The sequence below is a fragment of the Streptomyces flavalbus genome, assembly GCF_042674625.1.
Lineage (GTDB): Bacteria > Actinomycetota > Actinomycetes > Streptomycetales > Streptomycetaceae > Streptomyces > Streptomyces flavalbus.
In genome coordinates this window covers 4,793,828-4,815,417 of sequence record NZ_JBHTEB010000001.1, presented here as the reverse complement: position 1 = coordinate 4,815,417, position 21,590 = coordinate 4,793,828, and the positions used below count along the sequence as shown (strand labels likewise).

Here is a 21,590-nt window from a genome sequence, read left to right as displayed (position 1 = left end):
TGTCGCTTTCCGTGACGGACGGGAACCGAACCGGGTGTGTCCGAAGGTGTTCAGCCGGTGATCTCGTACGTCGCTGACGCCTGCTCGAACAGCCGTGTCACCTCGTCCCGTTCGGTCTCCGGACCGCGCACCTGGACCACGTGGTAGCGGTCCCCGACGAGGATGGCGAGGTTGCGCACGAACACCTCGTTGCCCTCGCCGTCACTCCAGGTGAACTGCCCCTCCGCCATGGCCCGTTCACCCACCTGGATGCTCTTCAGCCCGGCGGCCGTGGCCCAGGTCGACTCGCGGTAGGGCTGCAACTCCCGCTCCCGTTCCCGCTGGTAGGTCATCGGGTCGCTGCCGTACTCGCCGGTGCCGTCCCGCCCGGGGACGACGATCAGCTCGAAGCCGCCGCGGGAGTAGACGACCTGCCCGCTGCCGTTCTTGGGGGCGCGCTGCCAGCCCTTGGCGACGGCGATGCGGAAGCCCTCGTCGTCGGTGCGGAGCGTGAACCCGGGGGCGACCTCGGGGCCGGTGGTCGTGGTCTGGCCCGACTCCTCGGAGCCGGTCGCGGAGGGCGGCCCGGTCTGGTCGGGCCGGGGCTCGCTGCTGGCCTCCGGCGAGGGGTCGGCGGGCGCCGGGCTCACCTGGTTCGCGGCGCCGGTCCGCTGGGCGTCACCCGCGCCCTCCTCGTCCGCCTTGGGCATGAAGAGCATGGCGTACGCCACCACTCCGGCCAGCGCCAGCAGGACGAGCAGCAGCAGCGTCCGGCCGAGCGACCGTGGCGAACGGGACCTCTCCTTGCCCCGCTTGTGCCGCCCGTGCGTCGCGGGCAGCCCGGCGCGCCGCCTGCGCACCAGCTCGCCACGGCGGCGTATCACCGGCAGTCGGCTGGTCTCGACCGGCGGCGCGGCGACGACGTGCAGCCCCGCGTCCGGCTCGGGCGCGGACCGCACCAGGGAGCGCAGCCAGCCGCGCAGCTCCTCGAAGTCGAGGCGCTCGGTCGGGTCCTGACGCAGCAGCGACTCCACGACCGGGCGCAGCGGACCGCACTCCTCCGCGAAGGCGGGCGGCTCCGCGCACACCATCTGCACCAGTTCGGCGGTCGACTCCTCGGGGTACGGCGCATGGCCCTGTACGGCCCTGAAGAGCAGCGCGCCCAGCGCCCACAGGTCGGTCGCGGGACCGATGGGCGCGGCGAGCTGCCAGTTCTCGTGCACCGGACCGGCCTGCTCGGGCGCCCAGCGCTCGGTGACCGGCCCGACGACCGCCATCCGCGCCTGCCTGGCCCGCTCGGCCGCCAGCGCGGTGGCGGGCCCGCGCGGCGTGGGCGCCCCCGCGGCCAGCTCGTCCCACCGGCCCGCGCTCGGCGCGGGCACGGCGGCCTCACCGGCGCCGGGGCCAGCGGTGGCGGGGAGCGCGGTGCGTCCCTGCACCGGTCCGAGGGCGCCCTGCGCCACCACGCCGTTGCTCTGCCCGTTCGCCTGCCCGCTGTGCTGCGTCGGGAAGCCCTGGGCGCCGTCCGGTGCCGCCGGTCGGGGCGCCGCGGCCCGCCAGGAGGCGCCGCGCACTCCGTACGGGTCGGCTATCTGCCCGGGCGGCGCGCCGCTCTCCCCCGGGCCCTGCACGCCCTGCTGGGCGGCGTACGGCGACGGTGCCGGGCCGACCTCGCGGGGGCCGCCCTCGGCCGGGGGACGGGCCCCCGGCAGCGCCGCGCGCCCGTTCTGCGCCTCCTGCACCCGGGCCGCCGCACGCGCGCCCGCCCGGTACGCGGCGATCGCCCCGGCCCGCGCGGCCCGGATGTCCCCGCCACTGCCACCACTGCCGCCGCTGCCACCACTCTCGGGCACCCGCCGCGCCACCGCGGCCGACGGACCGCCCCCGTCGCCACTCCCGCCGTCCGGGCCTGGCCCCGGCAGCCGTCCCGCCGCCCGCGCCTCGATCGCGGCCCGCCGCGCGGCCTCGGGATCGGCACCGGCCGAACCCGCGGGGCCCACCGGACCTTCCGGACCTCCGGCACCTCCCGGACCGGCCGCTTTGGGCGCCGGAACCGCCAGCGCGCCGCCGCCCGGACCCTCGTCCTCCCGGGGCACCGGGTCGTACCCGCACAGCGCCTCCTCGGCCGCACCGGCCGCCAGCCCGGTCAGCATGACCCGGCCGTCGTCGCAGACGAGCACCGTGCGCGCGGTGATGTTGCGGTGCGTCCAGCCGTGCGCGTGCAGCACCCGCAGCGCCATGAGCACGTCGGAGGCGACCTCCGCCGCCCGGTACGGCGTCAGCGGCTGCTCGGCGAGCAGCGCGGCCAGCGGCCGGGCGGCCACCAGCTCACTGACGATCCACAGCGAACCGCCCTCGGCGAACACGTCGAAGACCTGGTCCAGCCGGGGGTGGTCCGGTATCCGGGCCGCGGCCTGCGCCGCCTCCATCGCCCGCCGTACGACGGGATCGGTGGGCCTGCGCGTGCCACCACGGGCGGGAGGACGCCGGGCCGCCGGGCCACGGTCACGCCGGGTGAAGCCGTCGGGCAGGCCCTCGGCGTCGAGCACCTCGGCCTCGACGACCTCCGGCAGCGGCACCTGCCGTATCAGGACCTCCTGGCCGCTGTAGGTGTCGAAGGCCCGCGTCTCGGTGAGTTCGTACTCCTCGGAGGGCGGCAGCGGCAGGCGGTAGCGGTCGGCGAGTACCCGGCCCGCATAGTCGTCCACGTTGGCCTCCCCCGGCCGCCCGGCTGGTCAAATCCGTTCGAGTGGCGTCCCGTTCCGGATTCTTTCCGGCTGCGTACGGTTCGCAACCACTCACGATACGTGCCGGAGGCAACCCACAATGACGGGATGCCAGATCTCAGGCCGCAAAACTGGTAAGTGCCGTGCTCAGGACTTCGGTTCGAAGGTCTTCGTCAGGGTCCGCCAGGTGCCCCGGCGCAGATCGCTGCCCCAGTCGGCGGCCTTGGCCGTGTACATCAGCGCGTACCCCTGGCTGTCGCTCACCACGAACCCGCGGTCGATCGTCCGGTACTTGGTGCCGCCGTCGACGTAGGTGAACTCCCAGTCGGCCGTGTTCCAGCCGCGGTAGCCCACCTCCTCTATGCGGATGCGCTTGTACTGCGAGCGCGTCATGTAGCGCTCCTGGTTCTCCCAGTCGGCGACGGGGTCGCCTTTGGGCGTGGAGGTCCAGGCGACGAGGAGCTTCTGCCCGCTCGGCCCGGTGAAGCGGTCCCCGGCGGAGTCGGACGAGCGGTACTTCCAGCCGTCGGGCAGTCCGATGGAGTACCCCTGGCCGCCCTGGTGCACCGACTTGGCGCCGTCCTCGTCGGCGTCGTCGTTCTTGGAGTCCCCGGACCCGGACGTCCCCTCGTCGTCGGAGCCCGCCGAGCCGTCCGCCTTGCCCGAGTCGTCGTCGGAGTCGGCGCCGCCGCCCGGCGCGGTGCCGGTGCCGGTCGGCGACTGACCGGCCGTCGCCGCGCCGTCGGTGCCGACGCCGCCCTTGTCGTCGTTCTTGGGGTCCTTGGGGTCCTTGGGGTCGGCGCTGGCGGTGGCGGCGGTGCCCCCGCCACCGGCGTTCTTGTCGTCGTCGCCGCCGAGGGTGAGCGCCAGGACGGTGCCGAGCACGGCGAGCACCAGGACCACCGCGATGACCACCAGCGTCCGCTTGGGCACCACGTCGGTCAGCGGCGCCCTGGGCACGGACCTGGGCGCCACGTCCGGCGGCGGCGTCATCACGGGCCAGCCGGAACTCCGGCCTCCGGCGGCGGAGGTGGCCCCCGCGGCGGTGGCACCCGCTGCCGAGCCGCTTGCGGTGTCGACCCGCTCCGGGGCACCGGCCCTGGCGGAGCCCGCCTTGGCCGCGCCCGCCGCACCCGCGGCGACGGCGGCCTTGCGGGTGGCCCGCAGCGCCCCCCGGAGCCGCTCGCCCGCGCCTCCCGTGCCGCCGCCCGCGGGCCCGTCCGGCTGCGGTGGCAGCGGTACGACCTTGGTGGCGTCCACGGGTTCGGCCGCCGCCGGTGCGGGGGCGTGGATGACGGCGTTGAGCATCCTGCGGGCGCCCGCGTCGTCGAGGCGCTCGGCGGGGTCCTTGTTGAGCAGGCCGTAGATGACGTCCCGGAGCGGGCCCGCGTGCTTCGGCTCCTCCAGCGGCTCGGTCATCACCGCGGTGAGGGTGGCGATCGCGGAGCCCTTGTCGTAGGGCGGGGTGCCCTCGACGGCGGCGTAGAGCAGTCCGCCGAGCGACCACAGGTCGGCGGCCGGGCCGGGCTTGTGACCGCGGGCGCGCTCGGGGGAGATGTAGGAGGGGGCGCCGACGAGCATCCCGGTGGAGGTGATGGACGGGTCGCCCTCGACCTGGGCGATGCCGAAGTCGGTGAGGACCACCCGGCCGTCGTCCGCGATCAGCACGTTGGACGGCTTCACGTCCCGGTGCAGGATGCCCTCGCGGTGCGCCGAGCGCAGCACGTCGAGGACGGCGAGGCCGACCTCGGCGGCCCGCCTGGGTTCCAGCAGGCCGTCCTCACGGATGACCTCGGCGAGCGACTTGCCCTCGACGAGTTCCATCACGATCCACGGCCGGTCGTCCTCCTGGACGACGTCGAAGACCGTCACCGCGCTGTTGTTGCGGATCCGCGCGATGGCCTTGGCCTCGCGCAGGGTCCGGGTGATCAGTCGGCGCTTCTCCTCCTCGTCGATGTTCGACGGGAACCGCAGCTCCTTCACGGCGACCGTGCGCCCGAGGGTCTCGTCCTCCGCGCGCCACACCGTGCCCATGCCGCCGCGGCCGAGCACTCGGCCCAGCCGGTACCGACCGGCGAGAAGACGGTCGTGGTTGTCCTGACGAGTCTCCTGACGAGATGTCCCCGCCCGCTCCGCCTCCGACATGCGTCCCCTCATGCAACCCGCCCTGACAGAGCCTCCATTGTCCCTCACCCGACAAGCGCCCAACGCCCAGGGTGGCCCTCACGCCCCACCCGCCCCGGCAACCGCCTCCCCTACCCGGAACCACGCCCTCCGCAGATCACTTTCAGCCATGGATTCCAAGGCCCTACGCGGCGTCACCCCACCTGTTCCCAGCCGCGGCAGGGCCCCGCGCCCCGCTGCCGGAGCGACAGCGGACGCGTCACAGCGGCACTATGTCCGGCGCCCCGAGCCGGGCCGCGTCCGCCGTCAGGTCGTCGGGCTGGCGCTGCGACTCCCGCTCGGCCTCCACCCGCTTCTCGTAGTGCTGTATCTCCCGTTCGGTGTGGTCCTTGTCCCAGCCGAGCACGGGCGCCATCAGCTCCGCCGCCTCCCGGGCGCAGCGGGTGCCCCGGTCGAAGGTCTCGATGGAGATGCGGGTGCGCCGGGTGAGCACGTCGTCCAGGTGCCGGGCGCCCTCGTGCGAGACGGCGTACACCACCTCGGCGCGCAGGTAGTCCTCGGCGCCGCGCAGGGGCGCGCCCAGGGTGGGGTCGGCGGCGATGAGTTCGAGGACCTCCTCGGCCAGCGAGCCGTACCGGTTGAGCAGGTGCTCCACGCGGACGACGTGCAGCCCGGTGCGGGCGGCGGTCCGCGCCCGCGCGTTCCACAGCGCGCGGTAGCCCTCGGCGCCCAGCAGCGGCACGTCCTCGGTGACGCAGTCAGCGACGCGCAGGTTGAGCGCGTGCACCGCCTCGTCCACGGCGTCCTTGGCCATCACCCGGTACGTCGTGTACTTGCCGCCCGCGACCACGACGAGGCCCGGCACCGGATGGGCGACGGTGTGCTCGCGGGAGAGCTTGCTGGTGGCGTCCGACTCCCCGGCGAGCAGCGGGCGCAGCCCGGCGTAGACGCCCTGCACGTCGTCGCGGGTGAGGGGGACGGCGAGGACGGAGTTGACGTGCTCCAGCAGGTAGTCGATGTCGGCGCTGGAGGCGGCCGGGTGGGCCTTGTCGAGGTCCCAGTCGGTGTCGGTGGTGCCGACGATCCAGTGGCGGCCCCAGGGGATGACGAACAGGACGGACTTCTCGGTGCGCAGGATCAGGCCGGTGGAGGAGTGGATGCGGTCCTTGGGCACGACGAGGTGGATGCCCTTGGAGGCGCGGACGTGGAACTGGCCGCGCTCGCCGACCATGGCCTGGGTGTCGTCGGTCCACACGCCGGTGGCGTTGACGACCTGCTGGGCGCGGATCTCGTACTCGCCGCCCGCCTCGACGTCCTGCACCCGGGCGCCGACGACCCGCTCGCCCTCGCGCAGGAAGCCGGTGACCCGGGCGCGGTTGGCCGCCTTGGCGCCGTAGGCCGCGGCGGTGCGCACCAGGGTGGCGACGAAGCGGGCGTCGTCCATCTGGGCGTCGTAGTACTGGAGGGCGCCGACCAGTGCGTCCTTCTTCAAGGCGGGCGCCACCCGCAGGGCGTGACGGCGGCTCAGGTGCCGGTGCACGGGCAGCCCCCGGCCGTGGCCGCGGGCCATCGACATGGCGTCGTAGAGGGCGACGCCCGAGCCCGCGTACAGCCGCTCCCAGCCCTTGTGCTGGAGGGGGTAGAGGAAGGGCACCGGTTTCACCAGGTGCGGGGCGAGGCGCTCCAGCAGCAGGCCGCGCTCCTTGAGTGCCTCGCGGACGAGGGCGAAGTCGAGCATCTCCAGGTAGCGCAGGCCGCCGTGGATGAGCTTGCTGGACCTGCTGGAGGTGCCGGACGCCCAGTCACGCGCCTCGACGAGGCCGGTGGACAGGCCCCGGGTCACCGCGTCAAGCGCGGTGCCCGCGCCGACCACGCCGCCGCCCACCACGAGTACGTCCAGCTCGCGCTCGGCCATGGCCGCGAGTGATTCGGCGCGCTGCGCCGGTCCCAGTGCCGCTGTCCTCACCGCTGCCTCCCGCTCATGCGTCGCGTCGGCCACACCCGTGTGGCGGGGCCCGGTCCGTATCCCCTGCCCAAATTCTGACCGGCTTGCCCGACTTCAGCCACCAGTCACCCCCAGCCTGTGGATAACCCCCACGGAAACACGCCCACCCAATCCCGCAAATCGGTCATATTTACTCCTAGTCTGACATTGCGCTCGCTCGTTCTGTCCACAGCGGTTGCGCACCTGTCCCGCTTCGGCTATTGGGAAGGACGGCCCACGCCATGCCCGCAGATCTCGCCGTCATCGGACTCGGCCCCCTCGGCCTGCCGCTGGCCCAGGCCGCCGTCGCCGCAGGCATCCCCACCGTCGGCTACCGCACCGGGCCGGAGCCCGGCTCGCTCAGCCCCGCCGAACTGCGCCGGATGCTCTCGGGGGGCTTCCGGCACGCCGTGGGACCGGCCGAGCTGGGGCGGGTGCGCACCGCCGTGATCTGCGCGCCCACCCCGCGCGGGACGGACGGCGACCTCGACCTGTCCCAGGTGGAGGCCGCCGCCCGCACCCTCGCCGCCCGGCTGCGCCCGCACACCACGGTGATCCTCGAATCCCCCGTCCCGCCCGGCACCACGGAGGACTTCCTGCGCCCGCTCCTCGAAGAGGGCTCCGGACTGCGCGCGGGCCGCGACTTCCACCTCGCCTACTCCCCCAGCCGCGTCGACCCCGGCAACCGCGAGTTCACCCCGGCCAACACGCCGAAGGTCATCGGCGGCCTCACCCCCGCCTGCACCGAGTCGGCCGCCACCTTCTACGGACGGCTGACCGACAAGGTGGTACGCGCGCGTGGCCTGCGCGAGGCGGAGACCGTGCACGTCCTGGAGACCAACTTCCGGCACGTCAACATCGCCCTGGTGAACGAGATGGCCGTCCTCTGCCACGGCCTCGGCGTCGACCTGTGGGACGTCATCCGCTGCGCGGAGACCAAGCCGTTCGGCTACCAGGCGTTCCGCCCCGGCCCCGGCGTCGGCGGCCACGCCGTCCCCCAGGACCTGGCCAGCCACGCGGGCCGCCCGCTGCGCATGGTGGAACTGGCCGAACAGGTCAACAGCCAGATGCCCCGCTACGTCGTCCAGCGCGCCGCCGCCCTCCTCAACGAGCACGGCAAGTCCGCCCGCGGCGCCCGCGTCCTCCTCCTCGGCGTCACCTACAAGCCCGACCTCGCCGACCAGCAGGCCACCCCCGCCCGCGAGATCGCCCTGCGCCTGCTGGACCTCGGCGCGTCGGTCAGCTACCACGACCCGCACGTCCCCGCCTGGAACGTCGCCGACCGCCCCATCCCCCGCGCGGACTCCCTCTACGAGTCCGCCGCCGACGCCGACCTCACGATCCTTCTCCAACACCACCGCACGTACGACCTCCAGGGCCTGTCGGTGAAGGCCCAACTGCTCCTGGACACGCGGGGGGCCACGCCTACGGGGGCGGCGCATCGGTTGTGAAGGGGGGCGCGCGAGGTGCGCAAGCCCCGGGAGCCGGTGGCGTGGGCCGGACCACACCGGTACCTTGGACGCAGGTGGAGCCCACCGCAGCGGCTACTGCAGCGGGCTCCGAGCCGTTGAGCAGAGTGTCCACCCCTAGTTCTCGTAGGGGTGGCCGCTCAACGACCGTAGATCCACAAGACACACCTCCTCCGGAACTTCACCAACCGCAGTCGCGTGCGGTCCCAGCGGGTGGGCTTGCGGTGACGGCCCATGGCGCGCCCCCTTCCACGACGCCACCCATTAGCCCGGTAGGCAGCACGTTGGATGTCGGGCCGGGCCCCGAGGGCCGGGGTCCGGAACCGTTCTCCTTGGAAGGGAGCGCCCCAGAGAAGCGGGTCGCCGAGCAAGGACACTACCGCCCCACTTCGCCCGTTCGGCCCACATTCGCCCCTAACGCAACCGTGCGCCCCTCTCACCCAACACACGCCCCCACCAGGCCACTTGGGCACACGAAAGGGCCGGTCACCCCGCCAGGGAGTGACCGGCCCCGTCAGCCGTAAGGCCCTGCGGCCTACCGCCGGTGCTGGGAGTCCGCCACCGTCACCTCGACGCGCTGGAACTCCTTCAGTTCGCTGTAGCCGGTGGTGGCCATCGCGCGGCGCAGGGCGCCGAAGAAGTTCATGGAGCCGTCGGGGTTGTGGGACGGGCCGGTGAGGATCTCCTCGATGGTGCCGACCGTGCCGAGGTCGACCTTCTTGCCGCGGGGCAGCTCCTCGTTGACCGCCTCCATGCCCCAGTGGTGGCCCTGCCCCGGCGCGTCGACCGCCCGCGCGAGCGGCGAGCCCATCATCACCGAGTCGGCGCCGCAGGCGATCGCCTTGGGCAGGTCGCCGGACCAGCCGACGCCGCCGTCCGCGATGACGTGCACGTACCGCCCGCCGGACTCGTCCATGTAGTCCCGGCGCGCGGCGGCCACGTCGGCGACCGCGGTGGCCATCGGCACCTGGATGCCGAGGACGTTGCGCGTGGTGTGCGCGGCGCCGCCGCCGAAGCCGACCAGGACGCCCGCGGCGCCCGTGCGCATCAGGTGCAGCGCGGCGGTGTACGTGGCGCAGCCGCCGACGATCACCGGCACGTCCAGCTCGTAGATGAACTGCTTCAGGTTCAGCGGCTCGGCCGCGCCCGAGACGTGCTCCGCGGAGACCGTCGTACCGCGGATGACGAAGATGTCCACGCCCGCGTCCACCACGGCCTTGGAGAACTGCGCCGTGCGCTGCGGGGAGAGCGCGGCGGCGGTCACGACGCCGGAGTCCCGCACCTCCTTGATCCGCTGCCCGATCAGCTCCTCCTTGATCGGCGCGGCGTAGATCTCCTGGAGGCGCCGGGTCGCGGCGTCGACCGGCAGGCCCACGATCTCGTCGAGCAGCGGCTGCGGATCCTCGTACCGCGTCCAGAGCCCTTCCAGGTTCAGCACGCCCAGGCCGCCCAGCTCACCGATGCGGATCGCGGTGGCCGGGGAGACGACGGAGTCCATGGGGGCGGCCAGGAAGGGCAGCTCGAAGCGGTAGGCGTCGATCTGCCAGGCGATCGAGACCTCCTTCGGGTCCCGCGTACGACGGCTCGGGACGACGGCGATGTCGTCGAAGGCGTACGCCCGTCGCCCGCGCTTGCCGCGCCCGATCTCGATCTCAGTCACTGTCTGTGGCCTTTCCCTGATGCGTTGCAGCGCCTTCCAGTATCCCCGACGGGCATGGCGAAGGCGGCCCCGGAACCCTCCGGGACCGCCTCACGCGCGGGCGAGTGCCTACTTGCGGCTGTAGTTCGGCGCCTCGACCGTCATCTGGATGTCGTGCGGGTGGCTCTCCTTCAGGCCCGCCGCGGTGATCCGGACGAAGCGGCCCTTGGACTCCATCTCCTCGATGGTGGCGGCGCCCACGTAGCCCATGGTCTGCCGCAGACCGCCCACGAGCTGGTGCAGCACGTTGGCCAGCGGGCCGCGGTAGGGCACCTGGCCCTCGACGCCCTCGGGAACGAGCTTGTCGTCGGAGGCGACCTCCGCCTGGAAGTAGCGGTCCTTGGAGTACGACCGGCCCTGGCCGCGCGACTGCATGGCGCCCAGCGAGCCCATGCCGCGGTACGACTTGAACTGCTTGCCGTTGATGAACAGCAGCTCGCCCGGCGACTCCTCGCAGCCGGCGAGCAGGCTGCCCAGCATCACCGTGTCGGCGCCGGCGGCCAGCGCCTTGCCGATGTCGCCGGAGTACTGGAGGCCACCGTCACCGATCACCGGGATGCCCGCGGGGCGGGCGGCGAGGGCCGCCTCGTAGATCGCGGTGACCTGCGGGACGCCGATCCCGGCGACCACGCGCGTGGTGCAGATCGAGCCGGGGCCGACGCCGACCTTGATGCCGTCCACACCGGCGTCGATCAGGGCCTGGGCGCCGTCGCGGGTGGCGATGTTGCCGCCGATCACGTCGACGTTCACGCTCGACTTGATCTTCGCCATCCAGCTCAGGGCGTTGCTGTTGTGGCCGTGCGAGGTGTCGACGACCAGGAAGTCCACCCCGGCCGCGGCGAGCGCCTGGGCGCGCTCCAGGGCCTCGGGGCTGGCGCCCACGGCGGCGCCGACGAGCAGACGGCCCTCGGCGTCCTTGGCGGCGTTCGGGTACTTCTCGGCCTTGACGAAGTCCTTGACCGTGATCAGGCCCTTGAGGACGCCCGCGTCGTCGACCAGCGGCAGCTTCTCGATCTTGTGGCGGCGCAGCAGCTCCATGGCGTCCTGCCCGGAGATGCCGACCCTGCCGGTGACCAGCGGCATCGGCGTCATGACCTCGCGCACCTGACGGCTGCGGTCGGTCTCGAAGGCCATGTCGCGGTTGGTGACGATGCCGAGCAGCTTGCCCGCCGGGTCGGTGACCGGGACGCCGCTGATGCGGAACTTGGCGCACAGCGCGTCGGCCTCGCCGAGCGTGGCCTCCGGGTGCACGGTGATCGGGTCGGTGACCATGCCCGACTCGGACCGCTTCACCAGGTCGACCTGGTTGACCTGGTCCTCGATGGACAGGTTGCGGTGCAGCACGCCGACACCGCCGAGGCGGGCCATCGCGATCGCCATGCGCGACTCGGTGACCTTGTCCATGGCGGCGGACAGCAGCGGGATGTTGACCCGGACGTTGCGGGAGATGCGGGACGAGGTGTCGACCGCGTTGGGGAGCACCTCGGATGCGCCCGGCAGCAGCAGCACGTCGTCGTAGGTCAGCCCGAGTGTCGCGAATTTACCGGGCACTCCGTCGACGTTTGCAGTCATGACACCTTCCCCAAATGGCCTTGATCGGTGCGGATGTCCATGCTAACGGGAATGGGAGGTGTCTCATTCCACGGTACGGACGCCCTCCGGGCTTCGTATGTTCGTACGGAAACGGCTCACCGCCTGTTCACCGAAGGGGCGTCACTGCTCCGCCAGCGCCCGCAACCGGCTCAGCGCCCGGTGCTGGGCAACGCGTACGGCGCCCGGTGACATTCCCAACATCTGGCCGGTCTCCTCCGCCGTGAGGCCCACCGCGATCCGCAGCAGCAGCAGCTCGCGCTGGTTCTCGGGGAGGTTGGCCAGCAGCTTCTTGGCCCACTCGGCGTCACTGCTGAGCAGGGCGCGCTCCTCGGGCCCGAGGGAGTCGTCGGGCCGCTCCGGCATCTCGTCGGACGGCACCGCCGTGGACCCGGGGTGGCGCATCGCGGCCCGCTGGAGGTCGGCGACCTTGTGGGCGGCGATGGCGAACACGAACGCCTCGAAGGGGCGCCCGGTGTCCCGGTACCGCGGCAGCGCCAGCAGGACCGCGACGCAGACCTCCTGCGCGAGGTCCTCGACGAAGTGCCGGGCGTCGCCCGGGAGCCGGGACAGCCGGGTACGGCAGTAGCGCAGCGCCAGTGGGTGGACGTGGGCCAGCAGGTCGTGGGTGGCCTGCTCGTCCCCGTCGACTGCGCGGTGCACGAGACCGCCGATCGCCCCGGGCGCCTGGACAGCCTGGGTCGCCTCGTCGTCGCGCATCGGTCCATGGTGCCCTGCGGACGACTGCTCCGCGGCACCGCCTCCGTCGTTGTGCACCGAAGCGTTATGAGCAGGTGCGCCGGAACTCATCCCCTGCGCCCTCCCCTTCCGCTCGACCGACTCGTCCCCGAGGAACTCCACACCTCAAGGATGCGGCATCCGCGGCGAAACGAGCAGCGGGCCGTTGCGGGACGGTTCGCACCGCGCCCCCGAGGGGCGCGGGACGGCGTCGAAACGCGGCTCCGCCGCGTGGCGTGACCAGCCCGGCACGGTCCGCACGAGACCACGCACGGACGACGGTGGACGAGCGGCGACCGGCCCCTCGTCGCACCACCGGGGCACTCAGCGAACGAGCCCCCACCGAAAACCCAGCGCCACGGCATGGGCCCGGTCGGACGCGCCGAGCTTCTTGAACAGCCGCCGCGCGTGGGTCTTGACCGTGTCCTCGGAGAGGAACAGCTCACGGCCGATCTCCGCGTTGGACCGCCCGTGGCTCATCCCTTCGAGCACCTGGATCTCCCGCGCGGTGAGCGTGGGAGCCGCCCCCATCTCGGCGGAGCGCAGCCGCCGGGGCGCGAGCCGCCAGGTGGGGTCGGCGAGGGCCTGGGTCACCGTGGCGCGCAGCTCCGCGCGGGAGGCGTCCTTGTGCAGGTAGCCGCGGGCACCGGCGGCCACCGCGAGGGCCACGCCGTCCAGGTCCTCGGCGACGGTGAGCATGATGATGCGCGCACCGGGGTCGGCGGACAGCAGCCGCCGCACCGTCTCGACGCCGCCCAGGCCGGGCATACGTACGTCCATCAGAATCAGGTCCGAGCGGTCGGCGCCCCAGCGGCGGAGGACTTCCTCGCCGTTGGCCGCGGTCGTCACGCGCTCGACGCCGGGCACGGTCGCGACCGCGCGGCGGAGCGCCTCTCGGGCAAGCGGGGAGTCGTCGCAGACGAGGACGGATGTCATGGCCGTCCTCCGCAGCTGATGCGCGTCACCTTGAGCCTCCAGGCTGGTACGAATCGTCACCTGTGCGGTCGACCGTCTCGGACGCCTGCCCGAGCGCTTGTGTTTTCAACCGCCTCCGCACTCTCAACGACGGTCACTCGAAAGAGTTACGGGGCCGTGCGCCGTCTTCGGCACTCTACGTGAGGGGGCGGACACAGCGCAGACACGCGCGGCAGACCCTCAAGCTTTCATCACAACCATGCCCCATTTAGCCGTATTTCTTCCCATCTGCTGGTGTCTGAGGCTAGATTCGCAATGAGTCATATTTTCATCTCCTTAGATCGTAGTTGTACGGTCGTGGGCACCGTATCCGCCCAGAACGGCTACAAGGGGTCACGCAATGGCAGATTTCTCCCGCCTTCCCGGACCGAACGCGGACCTGTGGGACTGGCAGCTCCTGGCTGCCTGCCGCGGGGTGGACAGCTCGCTCTTCTTCCATCCGGAGGGCGAGCGCGGGGCGGCACGGAGCGCCCGAGAGAACTCGGCCAAAGAGGTCTGCATGAGGTGCCCGGTGCGCGCCCAGTGCGCGGCGCACGCGCTGGCGGTCCGTGAACCGTACGGCGTGTGGGGCGGGTTGACCGAGGACGAGCGCGAGGAGCTGATGGGGCGGGCCCGGCACCGGCTGGTCTCGGCGTCGGCGTCGGCCCCCGGCGGACAGGCCGGGGCTCCGAACGACTGAAGGAACGTTTCCGCACGGCACCCGCCCCTACCGCACGGCACCCGCCACGCACCCGCCACTACCGCCGAGGGCACGCGCACGCGTGCCCTTTTCGCTTCGCGAGGTCAGGCGCCCGCTACCGCGCCGCCGCCCGCGTGAGCTGGTCCAGCGTCGCCGCCACCGCGGGCACCTGGGCCAGGTCGGGCAGCGTCAGCGCGACGATCTCCCGCCGCACCGCCGGTTCCAGCGCCACCGCACGGGCACCCCGGGGCCGTACCGACTCGATCGCGAGCTGGGGCAGGACCGCGACGCCGAGACCGGCGCCGACCAGGCCGACCACCGCCGGGTAGTCGTCCGTGGCGAAGTCGATGCGCGGCGTGAAGCCCGCCCCCTCGCAGACCTCGACCAACTGCCCGCGGCAGCGCGGGCACCCGGCGATCCACGGCTCCCCGGCGAGTTCGCCGATGGCGACGGACTCCGCGCGCGCCAGCCGGTGCCGCTCGGGCACCAGCGCCACCAGCCGGTCGGTCAGCAGCGGCCGGACGACGAGGTCGTCCCACTCCTCGGCGCCCGCCGCGCCCTCGTAGCGGAAGGCGAGCGCCAGATCGCAGTCGCCCTCGCGCAGCAGCGCCACCGACTGCGGCGGCTCGGCCTCCTCAAGCGAGACCCGGGTGCCGGGGTGCGCGGCGCGCAGCGCGGCGAGCGCGGTCGGTACGAGGGTGGAACTGCCGCTGGGGAAGGAGACCAGCCGGACCCGCCCGGCGCGCAGCCCGGCGATCGCGGCGACCTCCTCCTCGGCGGCGGTGAGCCCGGCGATGATCCCCGCCGCGTGCCGCACCAGCGCCTCGCCCGCCTGCGTCAGCCGCATCTCCCGGCCGCTGCGCACCACCAGCGGGGTGCCGACGGACGCCTCCAGCGCCTTCATCTGCTGGCTGACGGCGGGCTGGGTGCAGCCCAGTTCCCGCCCGGCCGCCGAGAAGGAACCGGTGGCGGCGACGGCGCGCAGCACACGGAGATGACGAGCCTCGATCACCCCTTGAGCATAAGCCAGCCTTGGGTACGGCGGTGAATAAGGCGTCGACACTTTGACGACCGCTCGCCTACCGTGCGCCCATGAAGCTTCTCTCGGTGAACCTCGGCAAGGCCACGGCCGTGCCCTACACGGACCAGCCGGACGGCCTGACCGGCATCGACAAGCGCCCGGTGGACGGGCCGATACGGGTGGCGGCACCCGGACCCAAGGGCGTCGGCGGCAGCGGCCTCGCCGGGGACGCGATCTGCCACACCCGGCACCACGGCGGCGACGACCAGGCCGTGTACGCCGTGGCCCGCGAGGACCTCGACGACTGGGAGCGCGAGCTGGGCCGCACGCTGGCGAACGGCGCCTTCGGCGAGAACCTCACCACCTCGGGCCTCGACGTCTCCGGCGCGCTGATCGGCGAGCGGTGGCGGGTCGGCGACGAGGTGGTCCTGGAGGTCACCAGCGGCCGGATTCCCTGTCGTACGTTCCAGGGCCACATGGGTGAGAAGGGGTGGGTGCGGCGGTTCACGGAGAAGGCGGCGCCGGGGGCGTACCTGCGGGTGATCACGCCGGGTGAGATCCAGGCGGGCGACCCGGTGGAGATCGTGCACCGGCCGGACCACGAGGTGACGGTGGCCCTGTCGTTCCGCGCGGGCACCACGCACCGCGAGCTGCTGCCGAGGCTGCTGGCGGCGGGTGACGCCCTGCACCCGGAGGAACTGGCGACGGCGCGGAAGTACGCCGCGAAGTACGGCTCCTGAACGCGCCGGGTGACGCTCGGTCAAGTGCGTTCGCCTCGCCGCCCGTTGGCCGGAAGCGGCCCGCGGGGGCGGTACGGGCGGCGGACGAGAGGGGTCCCGGTAACTAATCTTGGGCCATGACAACGGCTCTGATTACGGGATCGACCGCGGGGATCGGCGCCGCGTTCGCGCGGCGGCTGGCGGCTGACGGGCACAACCTCGTGCTGGTGGCCCGGGACACCAGACGGCTGCGGGAGCAGGCGACCGAGCTGCACGACCGGCACGGCATCGAGGCGGAGGTGCTGACGGCGGACCTGTCGACGGACCAGGGCATCGAGGCGGTGGCGGACCGGCTCGGGGACCGCAGGAACCCCGTCGACCTGTTGGTCAACAACGCCGGGTTCGGCAACAAGGGCCGTTTCCTGGAGGTCCCGATGGCCGACGAGCTGACCATGCTCAAGGTGCACTGCGAGGCGGTGCTGCGGCTGACCTCGGCGGCGGTCGCGGCGATGCGGGAGCGCGGGCGCGGCGGTGTCGTCAACGTCGCCTCGGTGGCGGCGTTCGTGCCGCGCGGGACGTACGGCGCGTCGAAGGCGTGGGTCGTGCAGTTCACCCAGGGCGTGGCGCGGGACCTGGCGGGCAGCGGGGTGCGGCTGATGGCGCTGTGCCCGGGGTTCGTGCGCACCGAGTTCCACGAGCGGGCCGGGATGGGCACCGACAACATCCCCGGCTGGATGTGGCTGGACGCCGACAAGCTGGTGGCGTCGGCGCTGGCGGACCTGTCCCGCGGCAAGACGGTGTCGGTCCCCGACGCCCGCTACAAGGCGCTGATGGGCGTCGTGAAGGTGGTGCCGCGCGGGCTGCTGGGTGGGATCACCTCGAAGACGGGCCGCAAGTACGGCCCGCAGTAGGAGCACCTTCCGGAGCAGGAGCACGTTCCGCGGTGGGGCACGTTCCGCGGTAGCGCCCACCCACCCCGGTGGGAGAATGGCCGTGACAAACCCAGGCAAACCGGATACCCGGGCGGCCGGGAGGTGGCGCCATGACCTTCGTACAGCTCATCGACTGCAGGACGAGCCGGTTCGACGAGATGGACCGGCTGATGGACAGGTGGGTCGAGCAGACCAAGGGGAAACGGACCGCGACGCACGACGTGATCGGCCGCGACCGGTCCGACCGCACCCACTTCGTCGAGATCGTGGAGTTCCCGTCGTACGAGGAGGCGATGGAGAACTCCCAGTTGCCGGAGACGGACCGGATCTTCCAGGAGATGGTGGCCCTCTGCGACGAGCCGCCGACGTTCACGGACCTCGACGTGGTGCGGGACGAGCAGCTCCTCAAGGCGACCGCGCGGCGGTTCTACGACCTCCTCGCCGCCGACACCGCCGAACTGCCGCCGATGGACGAGGTGCTGGCCGAGAACTACCACGACCACGACCCGGCCAACGTCGAGGACAACATCGGCATGGACCACATCCGCCGCGAGATGGAGATGTGGCGCGACGCCTTCGACTTCACCTTCGAACTCCACGACCAGCTCGCGGACGGCGACCGCGTCTGCAACCGCTGGACCTGGCGGGGCACCCAGAAGGGCGAGTTCCTGGGCATCCCCTCCACCGGCAGGAACGCGACCATGACCGGCACGACGATCTTCCGCTTCGGAGACCACGGCAAGATCGTCGAGGGCTGGTGGCAGTACGACCGCCTGGGGCTGATGGACCAGCTCGGGGCGTTGGAGGAACTGGAACGGTAGAGCGGGAGCCGTGGACGGCCGGAGGCCCGGCACCCTTCGCGGGGTGCCGGGCCTCAGAGCTGACGTACGGGGCGCGTCAGTGAGCGTGGCCGTGGCTGTGGCCGGCGGCGGGCTCTTCCTCTTCCTTCTTCTCGACGACCAGGGTCTCGGTCGTGAGGAGGAGGGAGGCGATGGAGGCGGCGTTCTCCAGGGCGGAGCGGGTGACCTTCACCGGGTCGATGACGCCCGCCTTGAGCAGGTCGCCGTACTCGCCGGTGGCGGCGTTGTAGCCGTTGCCCTTCTCCAGCTCGGCGACCTTGGAGACGATGACGTAGCCCTCAAGGCCCGCGTTCTCCGCGATCCAGCGCAGCGGCTCGACGGCGGCCTTGCGGACCACGGAGACGCCGGTGGCCTCGTCGCCGGTCTTGCCGAGGTTGCCCTCCAGGACCTTGACCGCGTGCACCAGGGCGGAGCCACCACCGGAGACGATGCCCTCCTCGACCGCGGCGCGGGTCGCGGAGATGGCGTCCTCCAGACGGTGCTTGCGCTCCTTCAGCTCCACCTCGGTGGCGGCGCCGACCTTGATCACGCACACGCCACCGGCGAGCTTCGCGAGGCGCTCCTGGAGCTTCTCGCGGTCCCAGTCGGAGTCGGTGTTCTCGATCTCGGCCTTGATCTGGTTGACGCGGCCCTCGACGTCGGCCTTCTGACCGGCGCCGTCGACGATCGTGGTGTCGTCCTTGGTGACGGTGACGCGGCGGGCGGTGCCGAGGACGTCCAGACCGGCCTGGTCCAGCTTGAGGCCGACCTCCTCGGAGATGACCGTGGCGCCGGTGAGGACCGCCATGTCCTGGAGCATCGCCTTGCGGCGGTCACCGAAGCCGGGGGCCTTCACGGCGACGGCGTTGAAGGTGCCGCGGATCTTGTTGACGACCAGGGTCGACAGGGCCTCGCCCTCGACGTCCTCGGCGATGATCAGCAGCGGCTTGGAGGAGTTCGTCTGGATGATCTTCTCAAGCAGCGGCAGGAGGTCCTGGATGGAGGAGATCTTGCCCTGGTTGATGAGGATGTACGGGTCCTCCAGGACGGCCTCCATGCGCTCCTGGTCCGTCACGAAGTACGGCGACAGGTAGCCCTTGTCGAAGGCCATGCCCTCGGTGAAGTCCAGCTCAAGACCGAAGGTGTTGGACTCCTCGACGGTGATGACACCGTCCTTGCCGACCTTGTCCATCGCCTCGGCGATCAGCTCGCCGACCTGCTGGTCCTGGGCGGACAGCGCGGCGACGGCGGCGATGTCGGACTTCTCGTCGATCGGGCGGGCGGTCGCGAGCAGGTCCTCGGAGACGGCGGCGACGGCCGCGTCGATGCCCTTCTTCAGGGCGGCCGGGGAGGCACCGGCGGCGACGTTCTTCAGGCCCTCGCGGACCAGCGCCTGGGCCAGCACGGTGGCGGTGGTCGTACCGTCACCCGCGATGTCGTTGGTCTTGGTCGCCACCTCCTTCACGAGCTGGGCGCCCAGGTTCTCGTACGGGTCCTCGACCTCTACCTCACGGGCGATGGTGACGCCGTCGTTGGTGATGGTGGGGGCGCCGAACTTCTTGTCGATGACGACGTTGCGGCCCTTGGGGCCGATCGTCACCTTCACGGTGTCGGCCAGCTTGTTGACGCCGCGCTCAAGGGCGCGACGGGCGTCCTCGTCGAACTTCAGGATCTTCGCCATGGCAGCGGGAGCCCTCTCGGAAAGCTAGAAAGCTGGGGGTAAAGACACTGCGCCCCGGGCGCCCGGCTTCGTTATCGGTCGCGGGGGCAGCCAGGGGCGCAGTGTGAAGCAAGGTGCTTCGGGTGAACTACTTCTCGATGATCGCGAGGACGTCGCGGGCCGAGAGGACGAGGTACTCCTCGTTGTTGTACTTCACCTCGGTGCCGCCGTACTTGCTGTAGAGCACGACGTCGCCGACGGAAACGTCGAGCGGAAGACGGTTGCCGTCCTCGAAGCGGCCCGGGCCCACGGCCAGGACGACGCCCTCCTGGGGCTTCTCCTTGGCGGTGTCCGGAATGACCAGGCCAGAGGCCGTGGTCTGCTCGGCGTCCAGCGGCTGGACCACGATGCGGTCCTCGAGCGGCTTGATGGCAACCTTGGAGCTGGCGGTCGTCACGATCCGACCTCCCCCTTCGGAGATCTCACGGGGTTAACTGTCTGAGGTGGCGACCAGGTCGATCCGTCGTCGCGGGTGCCGGACCTGCCCGTCGCGTGGTTGGCACTCTCCGGTGGGGAGTGCCAGACCCGAGACTATGACCGCGATTAGCACTCGGTCAAGCGGAGTGCCAATTGCCTGCGGCGCGGCGCGGGGTTTGTTGGTGAACGCCGGTTCGTTTGCGGCACCCGGCGTGGGTGCTGGCCTCCGGGGGGTGCCGCCCCCTGGCCCCCGCTTCGGCCTGGACGGCCTCGTCCTCAAGCGCCGGACGGGCTGGATGGGTGCAGGTAGTCCTCCAGGCGGCCCACCCTCAGGCCCGCCCTCGCCACCTCCCGCAGTACCCGCTCCGTGCGGGTCACGACCGCCGCGCGGTCGGCGTCGTCCGGGGTCACGGAGATGATGTCGCCGGGGAGGAGGCGGTGCGGGCCGTGGGTGTAGCGCAGGCCGGTGTCGGTGGCGGCGGCCCGCCACAGGGCGACGGTGGTGATGCCGCAGTCGGCGGCGGCGCGGCGGGTCGTGACGTCGTGGGTGCCGTACGGAGGGCGCAGCAGCCGGGGGCGGACGCCGAAGCGGGCGTGGAGCTTGTGCTGCTGGCCGCAGATCTCGGCGCGCTGCCCGGCGTACGGCAGTCCGCGCAGGGCGGTGTGGTCGAGGGTGTGGTTCTGCAGGCCCGCGCCGACCGAGCGGAGCCGCGCGAAGTGGCCGTAACCGGGGCCCGCGACCCGGTCGGTGAGGAACAGGGTCACCGGCAGCCGCAGGTCGCGGATGGTGTCGACGAAGCGCGGGTCGCGTTCGGCGCCGTCGTCGTAGGTGAGGAAGACGACCGGGTCCCGGGTCGGCACCCGGTCGACGACGGGCGGCAGCCGGGCCTCGGTGCCCGCCGCGCGGGCGTCCACCCGGGGCGCGGGCTGCTCAGCGCACCCGGCGGCGACGGCGGTCAGGAGCAGCAGCGGGAGCACGGCCGCCCGGCGCCTCACAGGTAGTCCTCCAGGCGGGCCACCGCGTAGCCCTTCGCCGTCACCTTGTCGAGGAAGCGGCGGATCATGTCGGGCATGGTGCCCTTCCAGTGCTCGCGGCCCCGGAAGTGGCTGAGGACGATGTCACCGGGGTGCAGGTCGCGGTCCCACTCGCGGTAGTCCCAGTGGTCGACGAAGACTTCCTCGCTCCACAGCGGCACGTACTTGATGCCGCAGGACTTCGCCACCAGCAGGGTGGTCTTGTCGTAGCTGCCGAACGGCGGGCGGAAGACGGTGGGGCGGGTGCCGTAGCGCTCGCGCATGACCTCCTGCATCCCGCAGATCTCCCGCTTCTGGCGGTCGTAGGGGAGGCCGCGCAGGGCGGGGTGGTGGAGGGTGTGGTTGTTGAGGGTGACGCCGTTCGCGCGCATCCGCCGGAAGTAGCCGTAGTCCTCCTTGATCAGGTAGTCGCTGAGGAAGGCGGTGTACGGGACGCGCAGCTCGCGCATCATGCGCAGGAACTCGGGGTCCTTCTCGGCGCCGTCGTCGATGGTGAGGAAGACGACCTTGTGGCGGGTGGGGACGGTGGTGAAGACCGGGGGGAGGTTCAGGTTCCGGTGGCCGTCGACCTCGAAGCCGTCGCGGGTGGTGATGCGGGGTTTGCGGGCGGGCGGCGGCGGGGCCGTCAGCGGCACCCTGCGCAGCCGCCAGCGCACGGACGCCGCCACCCGCGCGGTGTACGCGGACTGGAGCCTGGTGGCGTAGGAGTGCAGGGCGCGGGCCTCCGGGGCGTGCAGGTGGGGCTGCTGGCCGGGGGCGGGACCGGCCTCGGAGCCGCTGCCGAGGGTGCCGGGGGCGCAGGCGGAGGCGATCGTGGCGGTGGCGGCGAGGCCGAGCAGCAGGGCGCGCCCCGCCCACACCCTCCCCCTCTCGTCACCTTGTCGTACAGCGTTTTGTCCTACTACTCGCATGGTGCGGGATCCTCGCAGCACCCCCGCCCCGGG

At 72.2% G+C, this 21,590-nt stretch carries 17 protein-coding genes; 5 read left to right on the top strand and 12 right to left on the bottom strand.

All coding sequences use genetic code 11. From position 1 onward, the window contains the following. Positions 1 to 50: 50 nt before the first annotated feature. From ACFQZ6_RS21845 to ACFQZ6_RS21835, 3 genes are all read right to left on the bottom strand, one after another. On the bottom strand, positions 51 to 2,687 hold the full coding sequence (locus ACFQZ6_RS21845; protein WP_381611619.1) for a protein kinase: 2,637 nt from the start codon (positions 2,685 to 2,687) through the stop codon (positions 51 to 53). A 165-nt stretch (positions 2,688 to 2,852) separates the two neighbouring features. Then, complete coding sequence (locus tag ACFQZ6_RS21840) at positions 2,853 to 4,850, bottom strand: serine/threonine-protein kinase (RefSeq protein WP_381618524.1); 1,998 nt, start codon at positions 4,848 to 4,850, stop codon at positions 2,853 to 2,855. 238 nt (positions 4,851 to 5,088) lie between these two features. Beyond that, positions 5,089 to 6,795 carry a glycerol-3-phosphate dehydrogenase/oxidase gene (locus ACFQZ6_RS21835; protein ID WP_381611617.1) on the bottom strand — a complete coding sequence of 569 codons (1,707 nt, stop codon included), beginning with the start codon at positions 6,793 to 6,795 and terminating at the stop codon, positions 5,089 to 5,091. 260 nt (positions 6,796 to 7,055) lie between these two features. Between ACFQZ6_RS21835 and ACFQZ6_RS21830 the strand changes: the two genes are divergently transcribed. After that, positions 7,056 to 8,264, top strand: coding sequence for a nucleotide sugar dehydrogenase (locus ACFQZ6_RS21830; protein ID WP_381611616.1), 1,209 nt, complete (start codon positions 7,056 to 7,058; stop codon positions 8,262 to 8,264). A gap of 553 nt (positions 8,265 to 8,817) precedes the next feature. On the opposite strand, the gene ACFQZ6_RS21825 is transcribed toward ACFQZ6_RS21830, so the two are convergent. The 4 genes from ACFQZ6_RS21825 to ACFQZ6_RS21810 form a co-directional block, all read right to left on the bottom strand. Further along, the gene (locus ACFQZ6_RS21825) at positions 8,818 to 9,942 is read right to left on the bottom strand and encodes a GuaB3 family IMP dehydrogenase-related protein (protein ID WP_381611614.1); all 1,125 of its coding nucleotides are present in this window, start codon (positions 9,940 to 9,942) and stop codon (positions 8,818 to 8,820) included. A gap of 108 nt (positions 9,943 to 10,050) precedes the next feature. After that, complete coding sequence (gene guaB, locus ACFQZ6_RS21820; protein WP_381611612.1) at positions 10,051 to 11,553, bottom strand: IMP dehydrogenase; 1,503 nt, start codon at positions 11,551 to 11,553, stop codon at positions 10,051 to 10,053. 141 nt (positions 11,554 to 11,694) lie between these two features. Continuing rightward, a complete protein-coding gene (locus ACFQZ6_RS21815) occupies positions 11,695 to 12,291 on the bottom strand; it encodes a sigma-70 family RNA polymerase sigma factor (RefSeq protein ID WP_381611610.1) in 597 nt (198 codons plus the stop codon). Between the two features lie 342 nt (positions 12,292 to 12,633). After that, positions 12,634 to 13,245 carry a response regulator transcription factor gene (locus ACFQZ6_RS21810; protein WP_003948568.1) on the bottom strand — a complete coding sequence of 204 codons (612 nt, stop codon included), beginning with the start codon at positions 13,243 to 13,245 and terminating at the stop codon, positions 12,634 to 12,636. Between the two features lie 379 nt (positions 13,246 to 13,624). On the opposite strand from ACFQZ6_RS21810, the gene ACFQZ6_RS21805 reads away from it, so the two are divergent. Continuing rightward, the gene (locus ACFQZ6_RS21805) at positions 13,625 to 13,963 is read left to right on the top strand and encodes a WhiB family transcriptional regulator (RefSeq protein WP_381611608.1); all 339 of its coding nucleotides are present in this window, start codon (positions 13,625 to 13,627) and stop codon (positions 13,961 to 13,963) included. A 115-nt stretch (positions 13,964 to 14,078) separates the two neighbouring features. On the opposite strand, the gene ACFQZ6_RS21800 is transcribed toward ACFQZ6_RS21805, so the two are convergent. Further along, positions 14,079 to 14,975, bottom strand: a complete 897-nt coding sequence (locus ACFQZ6_RS21800; protein WP_381611607.1) for a LysR family transcriptional regulator — start codon at positions 14,973 to 14,975, stop codon at positions 14,079 to 14,081. Positions 14,976 to 15,055: 80 nt separating this feature from the next. Between ACFQZ6_RS21800 and ACFQZ6_RS21795 the strand changes: the two genes are divergently transcribed. The 3 genes from ACFQZ6_RS21795 (at position 15,056) to ACFQZ6_RS21785 (ending at position 17,456) form a co-directional block, all read left to right on the top strand. Further along, the gene (locus ACFQZ6_RS21795; protein ID WP_381611605.1) at positions 15,056 to 15,724 is read left to right on the top strand and encodes an MOSC domain-containing protein; all 669 of its coding nucleotides are present in this window, start codon (positions 15,056 to 15,058) and stop codon (positions 15,722 to 15,724) included. 116 nt (positions 15,725 to 15,840) lie between these two features. Continuing rightward, positions 15,841 to 16,614, top strand: coding sequence for an SDR family NAD(P)-dependent oxidoreductase (locus ACFQZ6_RS21790; RefSeq protein WP_381611603.1), 774 nt, complete (start codon positions 15,841 to 15,843; stop codon positions 16,612 to 16,614). A 131-nt stretch (positions 16,615 to 16,745) separates the two neighbouring features. Next, on the top strand, positions 16,746 to 17,456 hold the full coding sequence (locus tag ACFQZ6_RS21785; protein WP_381611601.1) for an ester cyclase: 711 nt from the start codon (positions 16,746 to 16,748) through the stop codon (positions 17,454 to 17,456). Positions 17,457 to 17,532: 76 nt separating this feature from the next. On the opposite strand, the gene groL is transcribed toward ACFQZ6_RS21785, so the two are convergent. From groL to ACFQZ6_RS21765, 4 genes are all read right to left on the bottom strand, one after another. Next, complete coding sequence (gene groL, locus ACFQZ6_RS21780) at positions 17,533 to 19,155, bottom strand: chaperonin GroEL (RefSeq protein ID WP_381611599.1); 1,623 nt, start codon at positions 19,153 to 19,155, stop codon at positions 17,533 to 17,535. A 127-nt stretch (positions 19,156 to 19,282) separates the two neighbouring features. Beyond that, complete coding sequence (gene groES / locus ACFQZ6_RS21775) at positions 19,283 to 19,591, bottom strand: co-chaperone GroES (protein WP_132856129.1); 309 nt, start codon at positions 19,589 to 19,591, stop codon at positions 19,283 to 19,285. Positions 19,592 to 19,887: 296 nt separating this feature from the next. Further along, positions 19,888 to 20,607: a polysaccharide deacetylase family protein gene (locus ACFQZ6_RS21770; protein ID WP_381611597.1), complete on the bottom strand. Its 720-nt coding sequence runs from the start codon at positions 20,605 to 20,607 to the stop codon at positions 19,888 to 19,890. Further along, a complete protein-coding gene (locus ACFQZ6_RS21765) occupies positions 20,604 to 21,557 on the bottom strand; it encodes a polysaccharide deacetylase family protein (RefSeq protein ID WP_381611595.1) in 954 nt (317 codons plus the stop codon). Before ACFQZ6_RS21765 ends, ACFQZ6_RS21770 begins: the two co-directional genes overlap by 4 nt. Positions 21,558 to 21,590: the final 33 nt, after the last annotated feature.

Excerpts from the sequence above, each read along its gene's own strand:
- ACFQZ6_RS21785 (WP_381611601.1), top strand. The coding sequence starts at position 16,746 with ATGACCTTCGTACAGCTCATCGACTGCAGGACGAGCCGGTTCGACGAG.
- ACFQZ6_RS21830 (WP_381611616.1), top strand. The coding sequence starts at position 7,056 with ATGCCCGCAGATCTCGCCGTCATCGGACTCGGCCCCCTCGGCCTGCCG.
- ACFQZ6_RS21795 (WP_381611605.1), top strand. The coding sequence starts at position 15,056 with ATGAAGCTTCTCTCGGTGAACCTCGGCAAGGCCACGGCCGTGCCCTAC.
- ACFQZ6_RS21840 (WP_381618524.1), bottom strand. The coding sequence starts at position 4,850 with ATGTCGGAGGCGGAGCGGGCGGGGACATCTCGTCAGGAGACTCGTCAG.
- ACFQZ6_RS21790 (WP_381611603.1), top strand. The coding sequence starts at position 15,841 with ATGACAACGGCTCTGATTACGGGATCGACCGCGGGGATCGGCGCCGCG.
- ACFQZ6_RS21805 (WP_381611608.1), top strand. The coding sequence starts at position 13,625 with ATGGCAGATTTCTCCCGCCTTCCCGGACCGAACGCGGACCTGTGGGAC.
- ACFQZ6_RS21815 (WP_381611610.1), bottom strand. The coding sequence starts at position 12,291 with ATGCGCGACGACGAGGCGACCCAGGCTGTCCAGGCGCCCGGGGCGATC.
- groL (WP_381611599.1), bottom strand. The coding sequence starts at position 19,155 with ATGGCGAAGATCCTGAAGTTCGACGAGGACGCCCGTCGCGCCCTTGAG.
- ACFQZ6_RS21765 (WP_381611595.1), bottom strand. The coding sequence starts at position 21,557 with ATGCGAGTAGTAGGACAAAACGCTGTACGACAAGGTGACGAGAGGGGG.
- ACFQZ6_RS21810 (WP_003948568.1), bottom strand. The coding sequence starts at position 13,245 with ATGACATCCGTCCTCGTCTGCGACGACTCCCCGCTTGCCCGAGAGGCG.
- guaB (WP_381611612.1), bottom strand. The coding sequence starts at position 11,553 with ATGACTGCAAACGTCGACGGAGTGCCCGGTAAATTCGCGACACTCGGG.